This window comes from Bacteroides sp. 1_1_14 (assembly GCF_000162515.1).
GTDB lineage: Bacteria > Bacteroidota > Bacteroidia > Bacteroidales > Bacteroidaceae > Bacteroides > Bacteroides thetaiotaomicron.
In genome coordinates this window covers 446260-466739 of the sequence record NZ_GG774704.1, presented here as the reverse complement: position 1 = coordinate 466739, position 20480 = coordinate 446260, and the positions used below count along the sequence as shown (strand labels likewise).

20 protein-coding genes and 1 tRNA gene are annotated in these 20480 nt (G+C 46.5%); 6 read left to right on the top strand and 15 right to left on the bottom strand.

Going from position 1 to position 20480, the window contains the following annotated elements; translation table 11 throughout:
• Positions 1-92: 92 nt before the first annotated feature.
• The 9 genes from HMPREF9007_RS16085 to HMPREF9007_RS16125 all read right to left on the bottom strand — a co-directional run bounded on the left by HMPREF9007_RS16085 (position 93) and on the right by HMPREF9007_RS16125 (position 6003).
• Positions 93-563 (bottom strand): biopolymer transporter ExbD, encoded by a 471-nt coding sequence (locus tag HMPREF9007_RS16085; RefSeq protein ID WP_008761058.1) that lies wholly within the window; start codon positions 561-563, stop codon positions 93-95.
• Positions 564-566: 3 nt separating this feature from the next.
• Complete coding sequence (locus HMPREF9007_RS16090; protein WP_008761057.1) at positions 567-1160, bottom strand: biopolymer transporter ExbD; 594 nt, start codon at positions 1158-1160, stop codon at positions 567-569.
• Between the two features lie 35 nt (positions 1161-1195).
• Positions 1196-1681, bottom strand: a complete 486-nt coding sequence (locus HMPREF9007_RS16095) for a hypothetical protein (RefSeq protein ID WP_008761056.1) — start codon at positions 1679-1681, stop codon at positions 1196-1198.
• A 6-nt stretch (positions 1682-1687) separates the two neighbouring features.
• Positions 1688-2473, bottom strand: a complete 786-nt coding sequence (locus HMPREF9007_RS16100; protein ID WP_032850289.1) for a MotA/TolQ/ExbB proton channel family protein — start codon at positions 2471-2473, stop codon at positions 1688-1690.
• A gap of 91 nt (positions 2474-2564) precedes the next feature.
• Positions 2565-2652 (bottom strand) — tRNA-Ser (locus HMPREF9007_RS16105).
• A 120-nt stretch (positions 2653-2772) separates the two neighbouring features.
• Entirely contained in the window at positions 2773-3549 is a 777-nt protein-coding gene (locus HMPREF9007_RS16110) for a TatD family hydrolase (protein ID WP_008761054.1), read from the bottom strand.
• The gene (locus HMPREF9007_RS16115) at positions 3543-4259 is read right to left on the bottom strand and encodes a hypothetical protein (RefSeq protein ID WP_008761053.1); all 717 of its coding nucleotides are present in this window, start codon (positions 4257-4259) and stop codon (positions 3543-3545) included. Before HMPREF9007_RS16115 ends, HMPREF9007_RS16110 begins: the two co-directional genes overlap by 7 nt.
• A 15-nt stretch (positions 4260-4274) precedes the next feature.
• Positions 4275-5249, bottom strand: a complete 975-nt coding sequence (locus HMPREF9007_RS16120) for a polyprenyl synthetase family protein (protein WP_008761052.1) — start codon at positions 5247-5249, stop codon at positions 4275-4277.
• A gap of 70 nt (positions 5250-5319) precedes the next feature.
• Complete coding sequence (locus HMPREF9007_RS16125; RefSeq protein ID WP_008761051.1) at positions 5320-6003, bottom strand: energy transducer TonB; 684 nt, start codon at positions 6001-6003, stop codon at positions 5320-5322.
• Between the two features lie 221 nt (positions 6004-6224).
• Between HMPREF9007_RS16125 and cmk the strand changes: the two genes are divergently transcribed.
• The 3 genes from cmk (at position 6225) to pfkA (ending at position 8911) form a co-directional block, all read left to right on the top strand.
• On the top strand, positions 6225-6914 hold the full coding sequence (cmk, locus tag HMPREF9007_RS16130; protein WP_008761050.1) for a (d)CMP kinase: 690 nt from the start codon (positions 6225-6227) through the stop codon (positions 6912-6914).
• An 18-nt stretch (positions 6915-6932) separates the two neighbouring features.
• The gene (locus HMPREF9007_RS16135; RefSeq protein WP_008761049.1) at positions 6933-7802 is read left to right on the top strand and encodes a 4-hydroxy-3-methylbut-2-enyl diphosphate reductase; all 870 of its coding nucleotides are present in this window, start codon (positions 6933-6935) and stop codon (positions 7800-7802) included.
• Between the two features lie 128 nt (positions 7803-7930).
• Complete coding sequence (gene pfkA, locus HMPREF9007_RS16140; protein ID WP_008761048.1) at positions 7931-8911, top strand: 6-phosphofructokinase; 981 nt, start codon at positions 7931-7933, stop codon at positions 8909-8911.
• Between the two features lie 462 nt (positions 8912-9373).
• On the opposite strand, the gene HMPREF9007_RS16145 is transcribed toward pfkA, so the two are convergent.
• Genes HMPREF9007_RS16145 through HMPREF9007_RS16155 form a run of 3 tightly spaced genes read right to left on the bottom strand, consistent with a single transcriptional unit; the run spans position 9374 to position 12245 of the window.
• A complete protein-coding gene (locus HMPREF9007_RS16145) occupies positions 9374-10225 on the bottom strand; it encodes an SDR family oxidoreductase (protein ID WP_008761047.1) in 852 nt (283 codons plus the stop codon).
• Positions 10222-11445, bottom strand: coding sequence for an NADH:flavin oxidoreductase (locus HMPREF9007_RS16150; RefSeq protein ID WP_008761046.1), 1224 nt, complete (start codon positions 11443-11445; stop codon positions 10222-10224). The genes HMPREF9007_RS16145 and HMPREF9007_RS16150 overlap by 4 nt, the downstream gene beginning before the upstream one ends.
• 38 nt (positions 11446-11483) lie before the next feature.
• A complete protein-coding gene (locus tag HMPREF9007_RS16155) occupies positions 11484-12245 on the bottom strand; it encodes a DUF1295 domain-containing protein (RefSeq protein ID WP_008761045.1) in 762 nt (253 codons plus the stop codon).
• Positions 12246-12417: 172 nt separating this feature from the next.
• Between HMPREF9007_RS16155 and HMPREF9007_RS27070 the strand changes: the two genes are divergently transcribed.
• Positions 12418-12576 carry a hypothetical protein gene (locus HMPREF9007_RS27070; RefSeq protein WP_008761044.1) on the top strand — a complete coding sequence of 53 codons (159 nt, stop codon included), beginning with the start codon at positions 12418-12420 and terminating at the stop codon, positions 12574-12576.
• Positions 12577-12579: 3 nt separating this feature from the next.
• Positions 12580-13215 (top strand): GNAT family N-acetyltransferase, encoded by a 636-nt coding sequence (locus tag HMPREF9007_RS16165; protein WP_008761043.1) that lies wholly within the window; start codon positions 12580-12582, stop codon positions 13213-13215.
• Positions 13216-13610: 395 nt separating this feature from the next.
• Here the strand turns inward: HMPREF9007_RS16165 and HMPREF9007_RS16170 are convergent, their stop codons facing one another.
• The 3 genes from HMPREF9007_RS16170 to HMPREF9007_RS16180 are packed head-to-tail and all read right to left on the bottom strand — an operon-like array spanning position 13611 to position 18428.
• A complete protein-coding gene (locus HMPREF9007_RS16170; protein ID WP_008761042.1) occupies positions 13611-14954 on the bottom strand; it encodes a citrate/2-methylcitrate synthase in 1344 nt (447 codons plus the stop codon).
• A 25-nt stretch (positions 14955-14979) separates the two neighbouring features.
• On the bottom strand, positions 14980-16170 hold the full coding sequence (gene icd, locus HMPREF9007_RS16175) for an NADP-dependent isocitrate dehydrogenase (RefSeq protein WP_016269563.1): 1191 nt from the start codon (positions 16168-16170) through the stop codon (positions 14980-14982).
• A gap of 14 nt (positions 16171-16184) precedes the next feature.
• The gene (locus tag HMPREF9007_RS16180) at positions 16185-18428 is read right to left on the bottom strand and encodes an aconitate hydratase (protein ID WP_008761040.1); all 2244 of its coding nucleotides are present in this window, start codon (positions 18426-18428) and stop codon (positions 16185-16187) included.
• A 54-nt stretch (positions 18429-18482) separates the two neighbouring features.
• On the opposite strand from HMPREF9007_RS16180, the gene HMPREF9007_RS16185 reads away from it, so the two are divergent.
• Positions 18483-20438 carry an AAA domain-containing protein gene (locus HMPREF9007_RS16185; RefSeq protein ID WP_008761039.1) on the top strand — a complete coding sequence of 652 codons (1956 nt, stop codon included), beginning with the start codon at positions 18483-18485 and terminating at the stop codon, positions 20436-20438.
• The last annotated feature ends 42 nt before the right edge of the window (positions 20439-20480 follow it).

Here is a 20480-nt window from a genome sequence, read left to right as displayed (position 1 = left end):
GAGAATAATAAACAGAGAGGCTAAAAAAGAAGCTAAAAAGAAAGGGGCGTCCAATTGCTTGGACGCCCTTCTCTATATATCAAATTAACTAATTATTTCTCACCACGTTTAGTAGAAGAATAGTTAATCTTCAAAGCGTAAGATTTTCTAAGGGCATTCTTCACGTCTGTGATAATACCCATTTTAGTCTTTTGGTCTACTTTCAGAGACACAGTCATCTTAGCTTGGTCACCCTCATTCATACTTGCACGTTCCTGGAAAATGAAGTCTTGTACTTCGCCAACTTCAGCATAGCTGTCGTTGAGCTGAATACGACTTTCAGTACCCATTTTCGCACGATATTCCTGAGTCGGTTCACCCACATAAATGAATGTTACCAGCGATTTCTTCTCCAGTTTTTCGAGTTCAGTACCTACCGGAAGTGTAAACTGTACCTTTAATGTTACCTCGCGCATTGTTGTTACAATCATAAAGAAGAACAACAAAGTAAAGATAAGGTCAGGCAACGAAGAAGTATTCAATGCCGGCATTTCACGTTTACCAGTTTTATTAAATTTTCCCATTACTTACTTCCTTTTTTCTCCGTATTTTTTAGGTTCTGCCTCAGAAATTCTCTGCGGATAGATTTCACGAATTGCTTTTTGCTGTTCGTCGTTCAATTCCGCATAAGGTCTTTGCCATTTCTGAAGGGCCAGTTCATCTCTCAATTCATTGTATGCAGCAACAAGTTCGTTCTGCACGCTGATATATGCCTGATAAGAAGATCCACGGTCATTCTGCAAAGAAATTACATGCTTGTCGTTAACGAGAGTCGTACCGAAAAACTCCACATTCTTCTGTGTCTTTTCAGGCATGTGCTCTGCATTGCCGGCATTAGCAATAAATTCTTTAGCTTTTTCCCTTAGTTGCTCAACACCGATATAATCATTACCGCACATCAAAGCATCATCCTTATTCAGGTATACCTGCAAAATGTTACGTTCTTTGATCTTATCTGTATTCTGTTGATCTTGATCTTCGGGTGGTGGAGGCAAAAGTCTTGCCAAACCACGGTCCGTATCCATTGATGTTGTAATCAAGAAGAAGATCAGCAACAAGAAAGCGATATCCGCCGTAGAACTTGAGTTAATATCAGGAACTTTTCTTTTTCCTCTTGCCATTGTAATTACTTATTAAATTGAGTATCCTCAATTGATTATGATATTTTTTTCTTTATGCCACTTGCGATGATTGCAACGATTGTTACAAACAACAGGATGTAGATAGAATAAAGGAACATATCAGTTAATTTCAGCCAGAAAGGAACGTTGTCAGTACCGTCATAACCTGGGATATTCATCGGTGTTCCATCACCAGCAGCCCAAGCAATCACTAAAACAACAACCAAAAGAACCAAACCAAGCAATGACTTAATTGCATTTGCAGGGCTATCTTTCAAAGCTGCTCCAAATTGGAATACAGCAGCAACTACTGTAGCAGCAACAGCCAAACCAAATAACCCATAAATGAGCATCAGTAAGGCATTTGTGTTTGCCGGTTGCCACATTTCAGGATCTACTCCCGCAATGACATCTGCTCCTTGAGCATCACCACCCAGGTAGAAAAGCCCCAGGACAATGAGGATGATGGCAAACATCGCATACAGTGCGTAATACGATACTTTATATGATAACTTACTCATTTCGAATTATTTTTTGTATTTCAGATCATATTTGATTACCATGTCAAGCAAAGAGATAGAAGAATCTTCCATTTCGCTTGTAAGAGCTTCAATCTTAGCAAGTACGTAGTTGTAGAATACCTGAAGAATCAAAGCAACGATCAAACCGAAAATAGTTGTAATCAAGGCAACTTTCATACCACCTGCAACAACCGTCGGAGAGATATCACCTACCTGCTGGATCTTATCAAATGCCTGCACCATACCGATTACAGTACCCAAGAATCCGAGTGACGGAGCCATAGCGATAAACAGTGTGATCCAAGAACATCCTTTTTCAAGGTAACCAGCCTGTACACCACCGTAAGATACTACTGACTTCTCAACTACATCGATACCTTGGTCGATTCTCATCAAACCCTGGTAGTAGATAGAAGCAACAGGACCTCTGGTGTTACGTGCGATGTCTTTAGCAGCTTCAACATCACCTTTTTCCAAAGCAGCTTCGATAGATGCCATGAATTTTTTTGTGTTGATTTCAGCCAAGCTCAAATAGATGATACGTTCGATACAGAAAGCCAAACCGATTACCAAAGCAATAGCAACCAAACTCATGAAAGATGCAGTACCTTCAATGAATTTAACTTTGATTTCTTTGTGAATACCACCTTCTTCTGCAGCAGGAGCAGCGGCCGGAGCAGCTTGAGCAGCAGCAGGAGCAGCTTGTTGTTCAGTTTGTTCTGCTGCAGGAGCATCTTGAGCCTGAGCAAGTTGAATTGAGCCAAATGTAAAGGCCCCAATCACAGCAACAATTGCAAATAACTTTTCATTGTGTGTCTAATTTTTAAGATTAATTAATTGATTATTATTTATTGTATTACTTCACGTTTCAACTTTTGTTCTGCGGAGAGACGGGGATTCGAACCCCGGATACACTTTTGGCGTATACACGCTTTCCAGGCGTGCCTCTTCAACCACTCGAGCACCTCTCCTTATGAGTTTTCCGCATTTTCAGCTACAAATGTATCCTTTTTTTTCTTTTCCTAAAGCATTATCCCTTTTTTATCTTAAATAAATACTGCAAATTAATATAATTTAAAACCTTTGGAACCTTATTTGACCATTCCGAACACTTTTAGCGCATTTTCGGAAGTGGCTTGTGAAAGGTGCTCCGGGGTGGTCCGATAAATTTCTACCAGTTTCAGGAACGTATCATGCACATTCGCACTTTCATTCCTCTTCCCCCGATTGGGGGCCGGGGTCAGATACGGTGAGTCCGTTTCGAGCACAATCCGCTCCAAAGGCACTGTCAGCAAGGTATCCGGCAGTGAGGACTTTTTAAATGTGACCACTCCGTTGATTCCCAACATGAAACCGCCAAATTCAAGCAACCGGGCCGCTTCTTCGGCATTTCCGGTGAAACTATGAAAAATACCGGTCAAAGCAGTGTTTTTATAGGGCTCCATTACCTTATATATATAGTCGAATGCCTCCCGCGAATGAACCACGATGGGCAATTTATATTCGAGCGCCCATTCTATCTGTTTCTCAAAAACGTACAGTTGTTCGTTCAGAAAGGTTTTATCCCAATACAAATCAAGCCCAATTTCGCCAATGGCTACAAAATTATTGGGTGCTTCCAGACGCTCCCGGACAATTGACAGTTCCTGCCGGTATGACTCGTTTACCGAGGTAGGATGCAATCCGATCATCGGATAACAGAAATCAGGATAATCCGCACAGACCGACAGCATGGGTTCGATCGTCGTACTGTCAATATTGGGCATGTAAATACGCGAAACACCTGCCTGACGTGCACGTTCCATCACCTGTGGCAGGTCATCGGAAAATTCTTCCAAAAAAAGATGGGAATGAGTATCTATTAACATGACAATTTGCTTTCTTCTTTTACTTTTTCGTTGGAACGGTAGTAATATACCAGTCCATAGTCACGACATTTTGCCAACCGGGCTTCATTAGGATTCACTTCCTGAAACTTCGCTTCCACCTGATTCCAGATATCCAGAATCAATTCATCCGCCCGGTCACGCATCGAAGCCAGTTCATCCAGACTCCGGTTGGTGGCAGACTGGTAATTTTTCTGACGTTCGTAGCTATCCAGAAAAATATCATAATGCACTTTTACGCGCGCAATAGTCGGGTTATAAATGGGGATTCCCCCTTGAGAGGTTCTCCGCTGCTCTCCTTCAATGATTTTTCTCCCCCACTCTACCAAAGCTGCTTCGCTTAATAAATCCGGTACCACATTCGCTTCCGGAAGATCATAAAGTTCTTTATGCACCGGTTTGATTTCATCGCGAAGCACCGCGAGGTTGAGCACTTGAATAAAATGGGATATATACAGCCGTGCCATCCGCACATTCGCCTGATGCTTGCGACTGGCTCTCGACTGGTTGTCATAACATTGGGTATAGTAAATCTGCGCAGCTTCAAACTTCAGCAGAAAATTACGGGCTTCAAATAATGTTTTCAGTGAGATAGCCAAGTCCCGCACATTATACACGTCACCCTTCTCGACCGCTGCTTTCAGCGCCCGTACTCTGGCTTGATCCGTATTTGGCAATCGTCTGTAAGGCATTTCCCACCAACTTTACTACATTTCCCGATACATCAGTAATTTCACTAAATTCTTAAGTTCTTTCTTCTTCTCTTCGGCAACCGCAACTGCTTCAAGGCTCTCCATAGCCAGCGTATAATATTCGCGCATTTTGTTTTCACAAACGCTACGGATAGTCAACTGATTATAGATCCCCGTCACTGCCGCTATCTTTTCTGCCGGCTGACAGTTCTCTGCATTCAGCCAGCGGTTCAGTTCTTTCAGCTGTTCTCCGTTTGCACGTTCCAGTGCTTTGATCAGCATATATGTCTTCTTATTGCAAAGGATGTCTCCACCGATTTTCTTTCCGAACACTTCCGGATCGCCATAAACATCCAGCAAATCATCCTGTAACTGGAATGCAACCCCTATCTGCATACCAAAATTATAAAGATTCTCCGCATCAACAGCAGACGCTCCTGCCAGAATCGCGCCGATCTTCAGACTTGCGGCAAGCAATACAGCCGTTTTCAGACGAATCATTTCAATATATTCGTCTTCCGCCACATCGTTGCGCGACTCAAATTCCATATCCAACTGCTGCCCTTCACAAATTTCCAACGCAGTCAGACTAAACAAATCAATGACTTCTTTCAAATGCTCGGGCGCACAACCGGCTACATACCGGAAAGCCAGTATCAGCATGGTATCACCCGACAAAATAGCTGTGTTATCGTTCCAGACCTTATGCACAGTCGGCTTTCCTCTGCGCATATCCGAACGATCCATCAAATCATCATGCAGCAATGTATGATTATGATAAACTTCGATACCGGTAGCAGGATCGTAAATTGACGAAACATCTTCCTTATACAAGTTATATGCCATCAGCATCAATACAGGACGAATCCGCTTTCCCCCCAAAGAAAGGATGTATTCGATTGGTTCGTAGAGTCCTTCCGGAGTCCGGGTTATCTGATTTTCAGATAGGTGGTTGTTTATTTTATCAAGTAATTGAGAAGCTGTAAACATGATGAAAACAAAGATTAATGAATAAAAAGAGGCTGCATTCGCAGCCTCTTAAATGTATGAGTGTTACAAATTACTGCAATCTGAACATTACAGGAACTGTAAATTTAACGCGAACCGGTTTACCACGCTGCATACCTGGTTTCCATTTCGGCATCGTGTTGATCACACGGAGAGCTTCTTTATCCAGATATGGGTCTACACTGCGTACAACTTTTGCATCTACGATACTACCGTCTTTGTTAACAACGAACTGTACGATAACACGGCCTTGAGTACCATTTTCCTGTGCGATAGTCGGATATTTGATATTTTTAGCCAGATACTGCATCAATGCTGCCTGTCCACCCGGGAAGTCCGGCATGTTTTCTACAACTTCGAAGATAGTCTGTTCTTCCGGCTCTTCCTCAACTACTTGTACCGGTACGTATTTTACTTCCACTTTAGGTGTGTTATCCTCATTAAGGATGGTAGTTGATTCTTCAATATCTGCCTGGTCATCGACAATTTCCAGCAATTCGGCCACCTTCGGAGCCTCGGGTGGTGGTGGAGTCGCTTGTTCAGGGGTTTCGGTAATAGGAATGATTTCCTCTTCAAAAACAACATCAGCTACAGCCTGGCTTGTATCGATTTTCACGTCACGCTGGGTCCATTCGAACGCCACGAACATAAAAGCCAATACCACCACGTAACCGATCAGCAGCCATGTGGATTTCTTTCCTTCCAGGTCTGCCTTGGGTGATTTTTTAACTTCCATAATTTTGTTAATATAATGATTAATAAAAAAAGTGTCTTCCTATGTGTCTCTGGGCAAATATACTACATTTTCAGATAACCGTCCGTTTCTTCGTATCTTTTTATCCGGCTTTTTAACTTTTTTAATTCTTTCATACTCATTCAGTTGCTTTTACAGTCAAATTTATGGCTGATTTTCAAAATAAGCGTATCTTTGGCGGACAAATATAAGAAGCAGATAATATGAAAAAGATAACAATCGCAATCGACGGTTTTTCCTCCTGCGGAAAAAGTACAATGGCCAAAGATCTCGCCCGCGAAGTAGGATACATTTATATAGATAGTGGGGCAATGTATCGCGCAGTCACCTTATATAGTATTGAAAATGGGATATTTAACGGAGACGTTATCGATACGGAGAAGCTGAAAGAAGCAATCCGGGATATCCGGATTACTTTCCGCCCAAATCCGGAGACAGGACGTCCGGACACCTACCTCAACGGGGTGAACGTAGAGAATAAAATTCGTACAATGGGGGTTTCGTCCAAAGTCAGCCCTATCAGCGCACTCGATTTTGTACGCGAAGCGATGGTAGCACAGCAACAGGCCATGGGTAAAGAAAAAGGGATTGTGATGGACGGACGGGACATCGGAACCACGGTTTTCCCGGATGCGGAACTGAAAATATTTGTTACGGCCACACCGGAGATTCGTGCCCAACGCCGTTTTGACGAACTGAAAGCAAAAGGCCAGGAAGGCAGCTTCGAAGAAATTCTTGAGAACGTCAAGCAACGGGATTACATCGACCAGCATCGTGAAGTGAGTCCATTGCGCAAAGCAGATGACGCTCTGCTGCTCGACAATTCTAATCTGAGCATCGAACAGCAGAAGGAATGGCTGTCGGAACAGTTCGGAAAAGTAGTAAAGGAATAGAGGATAGAAATCGAGTGTATGATTAAAGTAGAGATAGATGAAGGTTCCGGCTTCTGCTTCGGCGTGGTCACAGCCATCCACAAGGCGGAAGAAGAACTGGCAAAAGGAGAAACCCTCTATTGCCTGGGAGATATTGTACACAACAGCCGGGAGGTAGAAAGGCTGAAGGCAATGGGACTAATTACGATCAACCGTGATGAGTTCAGACAATTGCGCAATGCCAAAGTGTTGCTTCGCGCACACGGAGAGCCACCGGAGACTTACCAGATCGCCCACAAGAATAATATCGAAATCATCGACGCAACCTGTCCGGTCGTACTGCGGCTTCAAAAGCGCATCAAACAAGAGTTCCGGAAGGAAGATTTTGAAGAAAAGCAAATTGTGATCTACGGCAAGAACGGTCATGCAGAAGTGCTGGGACTGGTAGGACAGACCGGCGGTCAAGCCATTGTCATCGAAAGTGCAGAAGAAGCCAAAAAGCTAGATTTCACTAAAAGCATCCGCCTTTTCTCACAGACCACAAAGTCTCTGGACGAGTTTCAGGAGATTGTAGAATACATCAAACTCCACATTTCACCGGATGCCACTTTCGAATATTACGATACAATCTGCCGGCAGGTAGCTAACCGTATGCCCAATCTTAGGGAATTTGCGGCAACGCATGATCTGATTTTCTTCGTCAGCGGAAAGAAGAGTTCGAACGGAAAAATGCTTTTTGAAGAATGCCTGAAAGTAAACGCCAACTCACATCTGATTGATAATGAGAAAGAAATCGATCCCACTTTACTCCGGAATGTGGAATCCATCGGCGTATGTGGAGCGACTTCCACCCCCAAATGGCTGATGGAAAAAATACATGACCATATCCAGCTATTGATAAAAGATTAAAAAGAAAGATAGAAAAGACAATTTGAATATTTTTAATGGTTTCGACACACGAAAAAAAACTTATGAAACACTGCTTTCAACTTTTTGTTGTACATTTGCCACGTCAAACTAATTAATGAAAGATTGTTATGGGAACAGTTAAATGTATCGGTATTTTGACTTCGGGAGGTGATGCTCCGGGAATGAATGCGGCCATCCGCGCAGTAACACGTGCAGCTATCTACAACGGACTACAAGTAAAAGGTATATATAGAGGATACAAAGGTCTGGTGACAGGCGAAATCAAAGAGTTCAAGAGCCAGAACGTAAGTAATATCATCCAACTGGGTGGAACCATCCTGAAAACAGCCCGCTGTAAGGAGTTCACCACACCGGAAGGCCGCCAGCTGGCTTATGATAATATGAAAAGAGAAGGCATTGATGCTTTGGTGATCATCGGTGGTGACGGTTCGCTGACTGGCGCCCGAATCTTCGCACAGGAATTCGATGTTCCATGTATCGGACTTCCGGGAACGATTGACAACGACCTTTACGGCACAGACACCACTATCGGATACGATACGGCATTGAACACCATTCTGGATGCAGTAGATAAAATCCGTGACACCGCCACTTCACACGAACGTCTGTTCTTTGTAGAGGTGATGGGGCGTGATGCCGGATTCCTCGCTCTGAACGGCGCCATTGCTTCGGGAGCCGAAGCAGCCATTATTCCGGAGTTCAGCACGGAAGTCGACCAACTGGAAGAATTTATCAAGAACGGATTCCGTAAATCCAAGAATAGCAGTATTGTACTGGTAGCGGAAAGCGAACTGACAGGCGGTGCCATGCACTATGCGGAACGTGTGAAAAACGAATACCCGCAATACGATGTGCGTGTGACAATCTTAGGACACTTGCAGCGCGGTGGAAGCCCTACAGCTCACGACCGCATTCTGGCAAGCCGTTTGGGTGCCGCTGCCATCGACGCTATCATGGAAGACCAGCGCAACGTAATGATAGGTATCGAGCACGATGAAATCGTTTATGTACCATTCAGTAAAGCTATCAAGAATGATAAGCCGGTCAAGAGAGATCTGGTCAATGTATTGAAAGAGCTTTCTATTTAATAGAGACTGCCAACAGAACAGAAGCTTATTTTTATAAAGGCAATATAAAGAACGGTGGACGAATTGAGCTTTTCAATTGTTCACCGTTCTTATTTCAATTCATCCATTCCATGATCCATGCCACAGATTCCGGGCAGTCTGCCCGCCTTGTTTTGCTCTATCCGAATGAAAAATGAATGAAACGAATGAATCAAACAGTAGTATCTCCAATGGAGATACTACCGACTTTTTAGTCACCCCATTTAAGATACTATTGACTAACATTTGGCTCAAATCCGTATAAAAGGAACAAACGGCAACAACCTTTTTTCCGGATTGATCCCAGAATTCCAAGTGATTTCTTTTTCTCCTTCTCCGGCAGAAGAAAGAATGGTCGTTTTTTCACGTTTTTTCTTATTCATCATTTGCACTGCATCAAATGAATAACGATCAGATGCACGTACGATTACCCAAATGATTAAATCATGTGAACCACTGCGCCAGCAATTGCTCCGTTATTTCCCACAACTGTTCTTTCTGCACATGATAAATGTAGTTGTCCGACAACTCTTTCCTACGATTGCCTGCATAAAGCTGTCCGCTGACTCCGGCCACTGCCTCATCCAGCAAGAGGCCGACGGCAGTGGAAGCCCCTTTCTTCGGCGTGCGGATAAAGGGGCGGAAAAAGATATCCGTCAGAGGGTCAAACCACTGGTGCATAGTGATGATGTCGGTAGAAACAATGCCGGGATCGGCGGCATTGACAGTGATTCCTTTTTCACGGAGGCGTTCCGAAAGTTCGATCGTAAACAGCATCAAAGCCAGTTTTGTATTGCTGTAAACAGGGATTCGCCAAAAACTTCCCTTTCTTCCCTGCCGGAAGAAATCGGGAAAATCGAGGTGTCCGATCGCATACGTGCAAGAAACCATGTTTACAATACGGGCTCCGCGTGTCAATGCCGGAAGGAGTTTCCGGGTAAGCAGGTACGGCCCCAGATAGTTCACACTGACCGTTCGTTCAAAGCCGTCGTCGGTGATGTGAAGTCCGGTTTCCATCGTTCCAGCGTTATTCATCAGCAGGGAAACAGGGAGATGACGCTCCACAATCCGATCGGCAAAAGAAGCTGTCGATGCCATAGAAGACAGATCGACTGCCATGACTTCCAGGTTTGCGTTTCCTGTCTCGTTCACTAGACGCTGCCGTATCGGTTCCGCTTTGGACGGACGATAGCAAGCCATAATAATATGGTAACCGGCTTCGGCTACGGCACGGGTTATTTCCGTTCCCATGCCGCCGTCGGCACCGGTGATGATTGCCCATTTCTCTTCACTCATTGCTTTTCCAGTTTTTCAATCTCCCGTTGCAGGCAGGGAGGCAGTTTTTCTTTCAAATGTTGGTGGCAGGCCATTTCAATAGTGTACATGCGCCCGATGCAGTAGTTGCTGTGCCCGCAGTTACAGCGTGCCTGCTCTTCCCGCCTCATCCGGTTGACAAACTCCGGTTCGTTGAGCAACGCACGTGCCATCTGGACGGCATCAAAGCCGGCATCCAATACTTCATCTATCTTTTCACGGGACACCAGTCCGCCCACATAAATCAACGGAGCTTCCGGAAGTGCCGTCCGAAATTTCAGTGCATCCTCCAGGAAATAGGCTTCCCGGAAAGGAACGGTCGGAATCATCCACTTTCCAAACATCCGAACCCCGTATTTCAGCCACCAGCAGTCCATGTAGTAAGCCATCGAACGAATCGGCATCGCTCCCCGCATGACGTACATCGGGGCTTTGCTGACGAAGCCTCCGCTCAGTACCAATGCGTGCGCGCCCAATGCCAGCAGGCGTTTGGCCACTTGCAAGGTTTCATCGGTTTCCATGCCGCCTTTGAAGCCATCGCGCATATTCATTTTTACAAAGACCGCCATATCGCTTCCCGCTGCTGTCATCACCTCGTTCATCACCATTTCCATAAAGCGCATCCGATTTTCGAGCGAGCCGCCGTATTCGTCTTTCCGGTGATTGGTGTAGGGAGACAGGAACTGGCTGATCAGATATCCGTGTCCGGCATGCACCTCCACGGCGTCGAAGCCGGCTTCCCGTGCCAAGTGGACAGCCCGTCCGTAGGCCCTGGCCATCTCCGGCAACTCTTCTCTCTTCATGCCACGCACGAATGTAGGAGAATAGAGATTGAAACCGGTAGAGGCCGAAATGGGAGTGGTTCCGCAAATCTTTTTATGGGACATATTTCCGCAGTGCCCTATCTGGATGCCTGCTGCCGCACCTTCCGTGTGTATAGCTCCGGTCACTTCACGTAAACCGGAAATGATTTCCGGACGCAGCCACAACTGACGGTCGAAAGAAAGTCCGCTTTGCGTCACGGCTGCATAGGCTACAGTCGTCATCCCGACTCCGCCCGCAGCCACCGAGCGGTGGTAATCGAGCAGCATTTGTGAAGGGGCGTTACCGGGACACATGCTTTCAAAAGCGGCAGAGCGGATCGTACGATTCCGCAGCGTCAATGGACCGAAAGTGACAGGGGTGAAAAGTTTAGATTCCATAGTACGCTATTTTATGTCAATAGATAATTTATTTCAAATCAATAGATAAAAGGAAATACACGTTTGCGTCCGCCTACTTCCGAGCCAAATTCTTCACGGTAGCGATGCCAGATTGCATTGGCACGGGGGACGAGATTGGCCACTGTCCACCAGAAGAATACAAGTCCGGACAGTGAACAGGTCAGTATTGCCCAGCCTGCCCATTCGATGATTTCGCCCAAATAATTGGCGGAAGTAACATAGCGGTACATCCCTTTTTGGGGCAGATAATGACGGGTATCCCCCGGTTTGCGCAAATGACGGATGATATAGTCCGAATGCCAGTTCATCAACATACCTGCAAAGAAAAGCAGACTGCCCGCAATAAACCATGCGGAAGTGAACCAGCCGGAATGATACATTCCCTCGGGTGAGAGATAAAATATCCATTCGCCCTGCATATAGCCGTTCAATAGATTGAACAGGATTCCCATCGACATAATTGCCAGCGGCATTTTGCTCTTTCCGGTCAGTAGCAGGGGAAAGACGAAGGCGCGCTGAAAATAATGAATCTGAAAGAAGATAAAGAATGTCAGTATGACCGGATCAAAACGACGTTCCGAGTGCATCCACATCCAGCACATGACCAGAAATACGGGGGCTTCCATCAGTATCCACGCCAGCTTGTTGGAAATGGCGACTCCCCAGGAGGCAGTGCGAAATATCCCGTAACCGGCTTTCACAAAGTAGAGGGCGATGAAAACAATCAGAGCGATCAGACTCATGACGCCCAAAAATAGATTAAAGGCAGTTATACTCATCTTGATTTTCTTTTGAGATTCACAAAAATAACAAAAAAAGAAAAGAATGGCCACAAAAATAACTCAAATAAAAAACAAATCAAATGACAACAGACTTCCGGCATTCTTTGTTTATTCATTAAAAATCAGCTATCTTTGCAGTTGGTTATGAACTAAATAAAAAGAAAAAGCAATGGCAATGGAAATTAAAGCCATACCGACCTTAAAAGGAAAAGAAGCGGAACACTTCGTTAAGGCAGCGGACAAGGCTTATAAAAATCAAAACAAACAAGACTTCAGCAAACATGTGCTGGAAGCCCGTGCTGTGCTCAAAAAGGCTAAAATGTTATAAAACATGGGATTTCTTTTTGAGAAATGTACTTTTGCCGTACTTGATGAGGATACGATTAAAGAATGTGACCTTTTCTCATGCGGGCACCAAGACTTAGACGACTTCTTTCATAACGATGCTCCTCTCTATAATGCACAACTATTAGGAAAAAGTTACTGTTTTCGCTCAGATAAAAAGCCTTCGGACATAGTATGTGCCTTCACTGTTTCTAACGATAGTATCAGAGTAAACATCCTCCCCAACAGCAGGGAAAAGAAAGTTCAGAAAGCCATTCCCCGTGCCAAACAAATGCGCCGCTATCCGGGTGTATTAATCGGCAGACTTGGAATCAATAAAGAATACAAGCATCAGGGCATAGGCAGTGATCTGATGACTTTCATTAAATCATGGTTCATTGATGCAGGAAACAAAACAGGGTGTCGCTTTTTAATTGTTGACGCTTACAATGAAAATATTCCTCTGAACTATTATCTGAAAAACGGTTTCAAATACCTTTTCTCTACGGAAGCGCAAGAAGTGGAATATACAGGCTTTGAAACCGGAACGCATCTAAAAACACGCTTAATGTATTTTGATTTAATAGACATTATGCCTTATCCCAATAATAGCAGCAAAGATTCAATCAACGGTAATTATTAAAATAACAAGTTCGTTCTCAACAGGTCACCTGCCATAATCTCTCCTCCGGTAAAGGGAAAGTTCATAGTTTACTGATATCCAAAGAAATAGAATGTATAATTCATCGGTTGTAGAAACGCCCTTTTAACGTAGCGTTAAAAGGGCGTTTCTACCTGCCAGGCTGTGCCCTTTCTACCAACGATAAATGCCTTAGCCTCCATCGGATGAAAAATATAGCAGCCGCAAAGTGTTAAATGTTAAATGAACATCGGACGTTCTTCCTGAAACAAGTCACCCCAGACGTACAACCGGGTACTACCAAGATGTACAACTGGGGATTACCGAGACGTACATGCAGGGATTGCCGAGATGTACGTCTGAGGTTAGTTATTATTGCATAAAAGGATTTGTTCTTATCAGCGTTTCTTGATGGGGATATAAGCCAGATCATCAAGAACATTTTTATAAGCCGGACGGATAATGCGTTTGCCCTCGAAGTTCAGTTCTTCATTGCGGTGCGCACACCAGCCGACAATACGAGCCATGGCAAACAGCGGAGTGAAAATTTCCTGCGGCAAACCAATCATCTCATATACGAAACCCGAATAGAAGTCGATATTGCTGGAAACCGTCTTTCCGTTGTTCTTCACACGTCCGAAAGTAGCGATGGCACGCTCTTCAAGCAGTTCGAGGAAAGCGAACTCCTCTTCTTTTCCTTTCTCACGGGCAAGGTCGCGAGCCAGTTCTTTCAGCAACAGCGCACGAGGATCGGAAATCGTGTAAACAGCATGACCGATACCGTAAATCAGTCCGGTCTTATTATACACTTCCTTATTCAGCATCCGTGTGAAATAGGTATCTATCTCGTCCACGCTCTTCCAGTCCTTGATGTTCTCCTGCAAGTGATGGAACATATCGGCCACCTGGATATTCGCGCCTCCGTGAAGCGGGCCTTTCAACGAACCGATACCTGCGGCGATGGCCGAATATGTATCTGTTCCGGTGGAAGAAGTCACACGAACTGTGAAAGTCGAGTTGTTACCACCGCCATGTTCTGCCTGCAAAATCAATAGCAAGTCGAGCGTACGGGCATCCAGTTCCGTATAATCTTTTTTGAGCATATAGAGGAAATTCTCGGCAATAGAGAGTTTTTCCTGCGGATGACGGATATGCAGGGAACGGCCGAATGTAGCATGGCGGAGCATATTATAAGCATACGCAATGATGGTCGGGAACTTGGAGATAAGATCGATACTCTGGCGCATCAGATTGTCGCGGGAAGTATCGTCGGCATCGGGATCGAAACGATACATTTCGAGTACGCTGCGCGAAAGGATATTCATGATATTATTTCCCTCAAGCTCGATAATATTCATTTTCGTCTTCTGCTCGAGCGCCATATTGTCATTGATCAGTTCGCAGAACGAAGCCAGTTCTTCCTTGTCCGGCAGGCGACCGGAGAGTAGCAGATAAGCCACTTCTTCGAAGCCGAAACGTTTTTCCTTGATGATGGCATGGGAAATGTCTTCCACATCATAGCCCCGATAGAACAATTTTCCCGGAATAGGCTTCAGACCGCCGCCGGGGATACGTTCGTAACCCACCACATTACCAATCTTTGTCAGACCTACCAATACACCGGTGCCGTCTTCATTACGTAGTCCACGCTTCACGTCAAACTTGGGGAACAATTCATTGTCAATCCGGGTTGCCTCTTTCATCTCCTCGGAGAGCTTGTAAATCAAATACTCTTTCTTCATAATACTTCGTTTTTAATCGTTACATTTACTTTTCGATTCTTTCCACAATTTCGCGTGTGAAAGCGGTGGTAGACAGGGATGTACCTCCCGGCATAAAGCGAGCCAGATCGTGCGTGGCACGGGCATCGAGGAAACTCTGTTCCAGCGCCTTTTCGATAAGCGCGGCCGCTTCTTTCCATCCCAGATATTCAAGCATCATCACCGCCGAAAGAATGATAGAACAAGGATTCACGACATCCTTTCCGGCAATGTTGGGGGCGGTTCCATGAGTCGCTTCAAAAATGGCGTGCCCCGTCTTGTAGTTAATATTTGCTCCCGGAGCAATGCCGATGCCGCCTACCATTGCCGCCAACTGGTCGGAAACATAGTCTCCGTTCAGGTTCAGCGTGGCAATCACGGAATACTCTTCGGGAATCAGTAATGTATTTTGCAGAAAAGCATCGGCAATGCAGTCCTTTATCACCAGCCGGCCGTCTGCCAGCGCGTCGCCAAACTCACGTTGCGCCAGCTCATAGCCCCATTTCTTGAAACCTCCTTCGGTGAACTTCATAATGTTTCCTTTGTGCACCAGTGTCACAGAAGGCAGATGATGGTCGAGCGCATACTGGCAGGCAGCCCGCACAAGACGTTCCGTGCCCTCACGGGAAACAGGTTTCACCCCAAAAGAAGAGGTCTCGGGGAAGCGGACTTTCGTCACTCCCATCTCGTTTTTCAGGAATTGATAGAACTTTTCGGCTTCGGGAGTACCTGCCTCCCACTCGATTCCTGCATATATATCCTCCGTATTTTCACGGAACACGCACATGTTCACTTTTTCCGGTGCTTTCACCGGAGAATGAACGCCTTGATACCAACGAACCGGACGCAGACAAACATATAAATCCAAGGTTTGGCGCAAAGCTACGTTCAAAGAACGGATTCCACCGCCGACAGGGGTCGTCAGCGGACCCTTGATGCCGATCAGATATTCTTGGAAAGCCTTCATCGTTTCATCCGGCAGCCAAGAGCCTGTCTCGTTGAAAGCGCGTTCGCCCGCCAGCACTTCTTTCCATTCAATCCGGCGTTTGCCGCCATATGCTTTCTGAACAGCCGCGTTCACAACGGCTTGCATCGACGGAGTCACTTCCGCTCCTACTCCGTCTCCGGTAATATAAGGTACGACAGGCACATCGGGCACCGACAGCGTACCATCTTTTTGCATGGTTATTTTGTTCATTTCTATCATTTTAATTATCTGGCATTCAAGGCAGAGCCGGCACGGAACCAGGCAATCTGCTGTTCGTTGTATGTATGTTGCGCTTCAAAACTCTCTTTCGTTCCGTCTTCATGATGGAGAACGACGGTCAGATTCCGTCCCGGAGCAAAGTCGGGCAAGCCGATGACTGAAAGGAGGTCGTGCTCCTGTATCTTGTCATAATCCGCTTTGTCCGCAAAAGTAAGGGCAAGCATGCCTTGCTTTTTCAGATTCGTTTCGTGGATACGGGCGAAGCTCTTGGCGAGAATCACACGCACATTCAGGAAACGGGGTTCCATTGCCGCGTGCTCGCGACTGGAGCCTTCTCCGTAATTTTCTTCAGCCACGACAATGGAGGGGATTCCTTCGGATTTATACATTTTGGCTGTGCCCGAAACGGTTCCGTAGGTGTTTGTCGAACGGTTCCACACGTTGTTCGTTTCGCCATTGAAAGCATTCACGGCTCCCATCAGCATATTATCCGAAATATTCTCCAAATGTCCGCGAAAACGCAGCCACGGTCCCGCCATCGAAATATGGTCGGTAGTACATTTGCCCTGCGCCTTAATCAGCAGGGGCATATTGAGTATATCTTGTCCGTCCCAAGCGGGGAAAGGAGTCAGCAGTTGCAGGCGTTGGGAAGCCGGGTTGACGTTGATCGCAGTTTTCGTCCCGCCGGGGGCGATATAGCCTTCATTACCGGAGGTAAATCCTCTCAAGGGGAGTTCTTCGCCTTCCGGTTCGGCCAGTTTCACTTTTTCGCCATCATGATTCATCAGTCTGTCTTTCAGCGGATTGAAGCAAAGATCACCGGCAATGGTCAGTGCCATCGTCAGTTCGGGAGAAGCAACAAAGGCGTATGTGTTCGGATTGCCGTCCGCACGTTTGGCAAAGTTGCGGTTGAAGGATGTGACGATCGAGTTCTTCCGCATCGGGTCGTCCGTATGACGTTTCCACTGACCGATGCAAGGACCGCAGGCATTTGCCATGATCACGGCGCCGATCTGCACGAAGTCATCCATCATTCCGTCTCTTTCGGCAGTGGCGCGAATTTGTTCGGAACCCGGATTGATGATCAGCGGGGAAGCCACACTCAGATTCTTTTCCTTCACCTGCCTTGCAAGGGATGCGGCACGGCTGAGATCTTGGTAAGAAGAGTTGGTACACGAACCGATCAGCCCGACTTCCATCTTACGCGGATAGCCGTTCAGTAATACTTTTTCTGCAAATTCAGAGATAGGGGTAGCGGCATCCGGTGTGAAAGGGCCGTTGATGTAAGGTTCGAGCGTAGACAAGTCAATGTCAATGACACGGTCGTAGTACTTTTCCGGTTCGTCCGTCACCTGTTGGTCCGCACGGAGTTCACAGTCCACGGCTTCCGCCAGTTCCACGATACGATCTCTGCCAGTGGCTCTCAGATAAGTAGCCATGCGCCCGTCGAACGGGAAAAGCGAAGTGGTAGCTCCTACTTCCGCACCCATATTGCAAATGGTCGCTTTGCCGGTAGCCGACAGGGAAGCCGTTCCCGGTCCGAAATATTCGATGATGGAGTTCGTTCCTCCTTTTACGGTCAGAATCCCTGCAAGTTTCAGGATGACATCTTTCGGGGAAGTCCAGCCGCTCAATTTTCCGGTCAGGCGGACACCAATAATCCTTGGCATTTTCAGTTCCCATTCCATACCTGTCATCACGTCTACGGCATCCGCACCGCCGACACCGATGGCCACCATGCCCAATCCTCCAGCATTCGGAGTGTGAGAGTCGGTGCCTACCATCATTCCACCGGGGAAAGCGTAATTTTCGAGCACTACCTGGTGAATGATTCCGGCGCCCGGCTTCCAGAAGCCGATGCCGTAACGAGAGGATACATCGCGCAAAAAGTCGTAAACTTCTTCGTTTGTTTTGGTTGCCGTAGCAATGTCCTCCTTTGCTCCTTTGTACGCTTGTATCAAGTGGTCACAGTGCACGGTGGAGGGAACAGCCACTTTTTCTTTTCCTGCATTCATGAATTGAAGCAATGCCATCTGGGCAGTCGCGTCCTGCATAGCGACGCGGTCGGGACGGAAATTTACGTAGTCTTCACCCCGTTTGTAGTTTTTCACATCGCCCTCATTGAACAGGTGGGCATACAGAATCTTCTCGGCTAACGTCAAAGGGCGTTTCAAAACAGCCCGCACGTGTTCCACTTTTCCTTTATAAGCAGAATAAAAAGCCTCTAACATAGTCAAATCATACACCATATTGCTTTTATTTTTTTTAGTCTATCTATAAAAATAACGAACGGCGTTCGAGGAATGTTTAACAAAATGAAATATATTTTCGTCTCAGGAGGAAGATTTACTACCTTTGCATCTATTATGAATAATCATCCGAAAAGTCCAATCATCGACCTTCAGCAACAGCAACTCCTGCTACGCATGGAGTATGAACACGAAAAGGAGGAATTCAAGCGGCAGACTGAAACAATGGGTGTCGCCCGCAAAGTGAAACGTGGTCTGTGCTGGTATCCCGCCTCTCCCGGTCGAAGTTACTATAATTCTCTAAATCAACTTGTAATAGATATTACACGCACCGAAAATAAAGAAATCGAGCATTCCTTCGAATTCGGTCGTCCCGTCTGCTTTTTCCGTCAGTCATTTGACGGGAAAGTGAATTATATGAATTTCATTGCAACGGTGAGTTATGCGGACGATGAACGGATGGTGGTCGTGCTTCCCAGTGCAGGCGCATTGCTGGAACTGCAAACGGAAGAGGTGCTGGGTGTACAACTTTATTTCGATGAAACGTCCTATCGTGCCATGTTCGAAGCGCTGGAAGACACGATCCGCGCCAAAGGCAACCGCCTTGCCGAACTCCGGGACACCTTGCTGGGAACACAAAAGCCGGGATTCCGCGAATTGTATCCCGTCCGTTTCCCGTGGCTGAACAGCACGCAGGAGACAGCCGTAAACAAAGTGTTATGCACACGCGATGTCGCCATCGTACACGGCCCTCCGGGAACCGGAAAGACTACCACGCTTGTGGAAGCCATTTACGAAACGCTTCACCGCGAACCGCAGGTGCTGGTCTGCGCCCAAAGTAATACGGCCGTGGACTGGATTTGTGAGAAACTGGTGGACCGGGGTGTTCCTGTGCTCCGCATTGGTAATCCTACGCGTGTTAATGATAAAATGCTCTCTTTCACCTACGAACGCCGCTTTGAGAATCATCCGAGCTACCCCGAACTTTGGGGAATCCGAAAATCAATCCGTGAAATGGGCAGCCGGATGCGTCGGGGAAGTTACTCCGAAAGGGAAGGAATGCGCAGCCGGATGAGCCGCCTCCGCGACCGTGCCACCGAACTGGAAATCCTGATCAACGCCGATCTTTTCGACAGTGCCCGTGTGATTGCTTCTACGCTGGTCAGCAGCAATCACCGTTTGCTCAACGGAAGGCGTTTCCCCACCTTATTTATCGATGAAGCCGCCCAGGCACTCGAAGCCGCCTGTTGGATCGCCATCCGAAAGGCCGACCGTGTGATTCTTGCCGGCGACCATTGCCAGCTCCCTCCTACAATCAAATGTATCGAAGCCGCCCGTGGCGGACTGGACCATACTTTAATGGAAAAAGTCGTGCAGCAAAAACCTTCTGCCGTCTCGCTGCTCAAAGTGCAATACCGGATGCACGAGGCAATCATGCGCTTTCCCTCCGAATGGTTCTACAACGGAGAACTGGAAGCCGCACCGGAAGTGCGCAACCGGGGTATCCTTGACTTCGACACTCCCATGAACTGGATAGATACCTCGGAAATGGACTTCCACGAAGAGTTTGTAGGCGAGAGCTTCGGGCGCATCAACAAGCAGGAAGCCAACTTGTTACTGCAAGAACTGGAAGCCTATATCAGCCGGATCGGCAAAGCACGCATCCTGGACGAGAGCATCGACTTTGGTCTGATTTCGCCCTACAAGGCGCAAGTGCAATACCTGAGAAGTAAAATCAGAGGAAGCAGTTTTCTCCGCCCTTTCCGCAGCCTCATCACGGTCAACACGGTAGACGGCTTTCAGGGACAGGAACGGGATGTCGTCTTTATCAGCCTCGTCCGGGCGAACGAGGACGGACAGATCGGTTTTCTGAATGATTTAAGACGAATGAACGTAGCCATTACCCGCGCCCGGATGAAACTTGTGATTTTGGGAGATGCAACCACTCTTACCAAGCATGCGTTCTACCGGAAATTAATTACATATATCAAACAAAGCAGCCTATCATAAAATAAGGGGGGCCTCCTTCAGTCGAAGAAAAAAAACCACTTA

Coding starts and splice junctions, on each gene's coding strand:
- HMPREF9007_RS16085 (WP_008761058.1), bottom strand. CDS start 563: ATGGGAAAATTTAATAAAACTGGTAAACGTGAAATGCCGGCATTGAAT.
- HMPREF9007_RS16090 (WP_008761057.1), bottom strand. CDS start 1,160: ATGGCAAGAGGAAAAAGAAAAGTTCCTGATATTAACTCAAGTTCTACG.
- HMPREF9007_RS16095 (WP_008761056.1), bottom strand. CDS start 1,681: ATGAGTAAGTTATCATATAAAGTATCGTATTACGCACTGTATGCGATG.
- HMPREF9007_RS16110 (WP_008761054.1), bottom strand. CDS start 3,549: ATGTTAATAGATACTCATTCCCATCTTTTTTTGGAAGAATTTTCCGAT.
- HMPREF9007_RS16115 (WP_008761053.1), bottom strand. CDS start 4,259: ATGCCTTACAGACGATTGCCAAATACGGATCAAGCCAGAGTACGGGCG.
- HMPREF9007_RS16120 (WP_008761052.1), bottom strand. CDS start 5,249: ATGTTTACAGCTTCTCAATTACTTGATAAAATAAACAACCACCTATCT.
- HMPREF9007_RS16125 (WP_008761051.1), bottom strand. CDS start 6,003: ATGGAAGTTAAAAAATCACCCAAGGCAGACCTGGAAGGAAAGAAATCC.
- cmk (WP_008761050.1), top strand. CDS start 6,225: ATGAAAAAGATAACAATCGCAATCGACGGTTTTTCCTCCTGCGGAAAA.
- HMPREF9007_RS16135 (WP_008761049.1), top strand. CDS start 6,933: ATGATTAAAGTAGAGATAGATGAAGGTTCCGGCTTCTGCTTCGGCGTG.
- pfkA (WP_008761048.1), top strand. CDS start 7,931: ATGGGAACAGTTAAATGTATCGGTATTTTGACTTCGGGAGGTGATGCT.
- HMPREF9007_RS16145 (WP_008761047.1), bottom strand. CDS start 10,225: ATGAGTGAAGAGAAATGGGCAATCATCACCGGTGCCGACGGCGGCATG.
- HMPREF9007_RS16150 (WP_008761046.1), bottom strand. CDS start 11,445: ATGGAATCTAAACTTTTCACCCCTGTCACTTTCGGTCCATTGACGCTG.
- HMPREF9007_RS16155 (WP_008761045.1), bottom strand. CDS start 12,245: ATGAGTATAACTGCCTTTAATCTATTTTTGGGCGTCATGAGTCTGATC.
- HMPREF9007_RS27070 (WP_008761044.1), top strand. CDS start 12,418: ATGGCAATGGAAATTAAAGCCATACCGACCTTAAAAGGAAAAGAAGCG.
- HMPREF9007_RS16165 (WP_008761043.1), top strand. CDS start 12,580: ATGGGATTTCTTTTTGAGAAATGTACTTTTGCCGTACTTGATGAGGAT.
- HMPREF9007_RS16170 (WP_008761042.1), bottom strand. CDS start 14,954: ATGAAGAAAGAGTATTTGATTTACAAGCTCTCCGAGGAGATGAAAGAG.
- icd (WP_016269563.1), bottom strand. CDS start 16,170: ATGAACAAAATAACCATGCAAAAAGATGGTACGCTGTCGGTGCCCGAT.
- HMPREF9007_RS16180 (WP_008761040.1), bottom strand. CDS start 18,428: ATGGTGTATGATTTGACTATGTTAGAGGCTTTTTATTCTGCTTATAAA.
- HMPREF9007_RS16185 (WP_008761039.1), top strand. CDS start 18,483: ATGTTTAACAAAATGAAATATATTTTCGTCTCAGGAGGAAGATTTACT.